Origin of the sequence: Pseudomonas sp. (genome assembly GCF_026224925.1) — a bacterium.
Classification (GTDB): Bacteria; Pseudomonadota; Gammaproteobacteria; order Pseudomonadales; family Pseudomonadaceae; genus Aquipseudomonas.
In genome coordinates, this window is record NZ_JAMFRV010000145.1 from 1 (window position 1) to 4,788 (window position 4,788).

Consider the following 4,788-nt stretch of genomic DNA (forward strand, 5'->3'; position numbering starts at 1 on the left):
GACCGCAGGCAATCATTAAAGCCGGTGCGTCACTGGCCAGTGCGCCAGCGTTGACTTTGCTGCTCAGCGCCATATCGGCAAATGGGTTGGCGACTAGTGTGGGGGTGCCGATACGCTGCTGAATCAAATGATCCAGGCCGGCAATCGAGGCAGTACCGCCCGCCAGCATGATGTAGTCGACGGTGTTGTACTGACCGGCGGCGAAGAAGAACTGCAGGGAACGGGACACCTGCTGTACCACGGCGTCCTTGAACGGCTGCAATACTTCCGTGACGTAGTCGTCTGGCAACCCGCCTTGCTTTTTGGCCAGGCCAGCCTCTTCCATCACCAGACCGTAGCGTCTTTGAATTTCCTCGGTGAGCTGGCGCCCACCGAACAATTGTTCACGGGTATAAATGATCCGACCGCTGTGCAGAACGCTCAGGGTGGTCATGGTGGCGCCAATATCAACCACGGCCACGGTCAGTTGCTCGTGGTCGTGACCCAATTGAGCGGTGAGCAGACCGAATGAACGCTCCAAGGCGTAAGCTTCGACATCAACCACCTTCGCCGTAAGGCCGGCAAGCGCCAGCGCCGCTTCGCGGACTTCAACGTTTTCTTTGCGGCAGGCAGCAAGCAACACTTCAACACGCTCTGGGTTGCGTGCCGAATAGCCCTGTACTTCAAAATCGATGGCGACTTCTTCAAGCGGATAGGGGATGTATTGGTCAGCTTCGATTTTTAGCTGGTTTTCCATGTCATCGTCTGACAGGCCAGCATCCATCTCGATGGTTTTGGTGATGACCGCAGAACCGGCCACTGCAACCGCCACATTTTTGACATTGGTCTTGGCCTTGATCAGAAGCCGCGACAACGCCTGACCAACCCCTTCGAGGTCGGCAATATTCTTTTCTACTACAGCGTTGGCTGGAAGCGGTTCGACCGCGTACGACTCAACTTTGTAGCGCGTGCCGGAGCGACTCAATTCAAGGAGTTTTACCGAGGTGGAGCTAATATCGATCCCTAGAAGGGTATTGGCCTTCTTACTGAAGAGTTCGAACACAAACCGATTCCCTATGAGTTTCCGCCACTTACGGATTGTTTAGCGCCCAACGCCTTTGCAACCTGCCCGAACAGTAGCGCAAATAACGCTCGGACACGAAAAATGCTTATAATGCCCAGCGTTTTTTTCGTAAAGCCAAGCTTCAAGGCATGCCTATTTTTTTGATGCTTTCGCTTAACCCATTCTTTTATCTGGAAATCCAAAAGCCTTGATACGCCTGCTGAAGTTTTTCTGGTGGTCATTCGTCGCGGTATTTTGCGGGCTCTTGCTCGTTCTGAGCGGCGCCTACCTCTACCTGACCCCTGGCCTGCCATCCGTTGACGCGCTGCGCAGTATTCAGCTACAGATCCCACTTCGGGTCTATAGCAGTGATGGCAAATTGATCGCCGAATTTGGTGAAATGCGCCGCTCACCGATCCGCTTTGCCGATATTCCGCCCAATTTCATCAACGCCTTGCTGTCAGCAGAAGATGACAACTTCGCCAATCACTACGGCGTAGACCCCAGCAGCCTGATGCGCGCAGCTTCGCAACTGGTAAAAAGCGGCCATATTCAATCCGGCGGCAGCACCATCACTATGCAAGTCGCGAAAAACTTCTTTTTGACGAGTGAACGAAGTTTTTCACGTAAATCCAATGAAATCCTCTTGGCCTTGCAAATTGAGCGCCAACTGACCAAGGACGAAATCCTTGAGTTGTACGTTAACAAAATTTATTTAGGCAACCGTGCGTACGGTATCGAAGCGGCCTCGCAGGTGTACTACGGCAAATCGATTCGTGATGCGAGCATCGCGCAGATGGCGATGATCGCCGGGCTGCCGAAAGCACCGTCACGCTTCAACCCGCTGGCCAACCCGGTACGCGCCAAAGAACGCCGCGACTGGATTCTGGGCCGCATGTTCAAGCTGGGCAAAATCGACCAGAACGCCTACCAGACGGCCTTGGCTGAACCGATCAACGCCAGCTACCACGTACCTACTCCAGAGGTGAACGCTCCGTACATCGCTGAAATGGCCCGCGCCGAGATGGTCGGTCGTTATGGCAGCGAAGCGTATACAGAAGGATTCCGCGTCACCACGACGGTGCCGAGCAATTTGCAGGAAGACGCCAACACCGCGGTTCAGGAAGGCTTGATCGCTTATGACCAGCGACACGGCTACCGTGGCCCGGAAACACGTCTGGCTGGCAAGACCCGAGAAGCCTGGACCCAGGAACTGATCAAACAACGCCCAATCAGCGGACTAGAGCCTGCCATCGTCACTCAGGTTGATAAAGCCGGTTTGCACGTGCTGACCCGCAACGGCGAAAAAGAAGAAATCGTCGCGTGGGACACCATGAAATGGGCTCGCCCTTTCCTGAACACCAACAGCTTGGGCAAAGTGCCAACGCAACCGTCAGAAGTTGCACAAGTAGGCGATTTGATTCGGGTGCAGCGTCAATCCAATGACTCTCTGAAGTTCAGCCAGATCCCCCAAGTGCAAAGCGCGCTGGTATCTCTTGACCCGCAGAACGGTGCAATTCGTGCGCTGGTTGGTGGTTTCGCCTTCGAGCAAAGCAACTACAACCGTGCGTTGCAGGCCAAGCGCCAGCCAGGCTCCAGCTTCAAGCCATTCATCTACAGCGCTGCACTGGACAATGGCTTTACCGCTTCGAGCCTGGTCAACGACGCACCGATCGTGTTCGTCGACGAGTACCTCGACAAGATCTGGCGTCCGAAGAATGACACCAACACGTTCCTCGGTCCCATCCGCTTGCGCGAAGCGCTGTATAAGTCTCGCAACCTGGTGTCGATCCGTGTGCTGCAAAGCCTGGGCGTCGAGAACGCGATCAACTACATCACACGCTTCGGTTTTAACAAGCAGGACTTGCCGCGCAACTTGTCATTGGCATTGGGTACTGCAACGCTGACGCCGATGGAAATTGCCACGGGCTGGAGCACCTTCGCCAACGGTGGCTATAAAGTTGCCCCGTACCTGATCCAGCGCATCGAGAACCGCGACGGTGGGACATTGTTCCAGGCTAATCCGCCGAGCGTTCCAGCCAATCCAATCGGCGATGTCAAAGTCCCGGAAAACACGGCCACCTTTGCCGTCACTGACAGCCCAAGCGTCGCACCTGCACCTGCACCTGCGTCTACCACTACACCTGCGCCGACCGACCCTCAAGTTCCTGCCGTTGCCGAACGCATTGTCGATGGCCGCACCACCTACATTCTTAACAGCATGCTGCAAGACGTAATCAAGAAAGGCACAGGCCGTAGGGCCCTGGCGATGAATCGTCCGGACATTGCGGGCAAGACCGGGACAACCAACGACTCGAAAGATGCGTGGTTCACGGGCTATAACGCTGACTACATCACCACTGTCTGGACTGGCTTCGATCAACCCGAGAGCTTGGGTCGTCAGGAGTTTGGCGGGACGGTAGCATTGCCAATCTGGATGAATTACATGGGTGCGGCGCTGAAAAACAAACCGCCTCATACTCAGGCTGAACCGGAAGGCATTCTTAGCTTGCGAGTCGACCCGATCAGTGGCCGCGCTGCGTCACCGGGCACCCCGAACGCCTACTTCGAATTGTTCAAAAGCGAAGACACACCGCCAAGCGTGAATGAAGTCGGCGGCAGCGGCACAGGGCCAAACAGTCCACTGCCAGCAGACGAGTCAGCGCCGATAGACTTGTTCTAGAGGGGCAGATTCGAGCGGTAAGCTTCAAGCTGCAAGAAATGATTGGGGATAACCACACATTCCCTGTGGGACCGAACTTGTTCGGGAAGCCAACGCCGCGGTATGACTGACATACCGCGCTGCTTTCTTCGCGAACAAGTTCGCTCCCACCGGATAGGTGTCTGCCGCATAATCGGGGTCGATATTTATCTCCGTAGATACCAACTTGAAGCTAAAAAAAAACCTCCATCGCTGGAGGTTTTTTTGTTTCTCGATCAGGACTTAACCGTTGAAAACGTCATCGACGCTTTTCAGCGGGTAGTTCTTTGGATACGGCAGCGTGGCGACACCGGTCTCGATGGCGGCTTTGGCCACGGCATCGGAGATCACACCCAGCAGGCGTGCATCCATTGGTTTCGGGATGATGTATTCACGACCGAATTCCAGCTTGATGCCACCGTAGGCGTCGCAGACTTCTTGAGGAACCGGCAGTTTGGCCAGTTCACGCAAGGCGTTTGCCGCAGCGATCTTCATTTCTTCGTTGATGCGTTTGGCGCGAACGTCCAATGCACCGCGGAAGATGAACGGGAAGCCCAACACGTTGTTGACCTGGTTCGGGTAGTCCGAACGGCCGGTAGCCATGATCACGTCATCACGAGTAGCGTGAGCCAACTCAGGGGAGATTTCCGGGTCCGGGTTCGAGCAGGCAAACACGATCGGATTGGCCGCCATCAACTTCAGGTTTTCAGCGCTCAGCAGGTTCGGACCCGACAGGCCGACGAACACGTCTGCGCCATGCAGCGCGTCAGTCAGTGTGCGTTTATCAGTGGCGTGAGCAAAGACTGCTTTGTACTGGTTCAGGTCAGTACGACCCGAGTGAATCACACCAGTACGGTCAACCATGAATACGTTTTCGATTTTCGCGCCCATGCTCACCAGCAACTTCATGCAGGAGATGGCCGCAGCACCAGCGCCCAGGCAAACGATTTTCGCGCTTTCCAGGGATTTGCCGACGATTTCCAGAGCGTTGATCATACCGGCCGCGGTGACGATAGCCGTGCCGTGCTGGTCATCGTGGAACACC

Annotated in this window: 3 protein-coding genes; 1 reads left to right on the forward strand and 2 read right to left on the reverse strand. The window is 55.3% G+C overall.

The annotated features are described in order from the left end of the window. Positions 1 to 1,042, reverse strand: a 1,042-nt coding sequence (locus M0974_RS06260; protein ID WP_297834117.1) for a pilus assembly protein PilM, incomplete at its 3' end; no start/stop codon positions are given. A gap of 208 nt (positions 1,043 to 1,250) precedes the next feature. On the opposite strand from M0974_RS06260, the gene M0974_RS06265 reads away from it, so the two are divergent. Further along, positions 1,251 to 3,725 (forward strand): penicillin-binding protein 1A, encoded by a 2,475-nt coding sequence (locus M0974_RS06265; protein ID WP_297834119.1) that lies wholly within the window; start codon positions 1,251 to 1,253, stop codon positions 3,723 to 3,725. A gap of 261 nt (positions 3,726 to 3,986) precedes the next feature. Here the strand turns inward: M0974_RS06265 and M0974_RS06270 are convergent. Next, positions 3,987 to 4,788: malic enzyme-like NAD(P)-binding protein (locus M0974_RS06270; RefSeq protein WP_297834120.1), on the reverse strand; the 802-nt coding region annotated here is incomplete at its 5' end.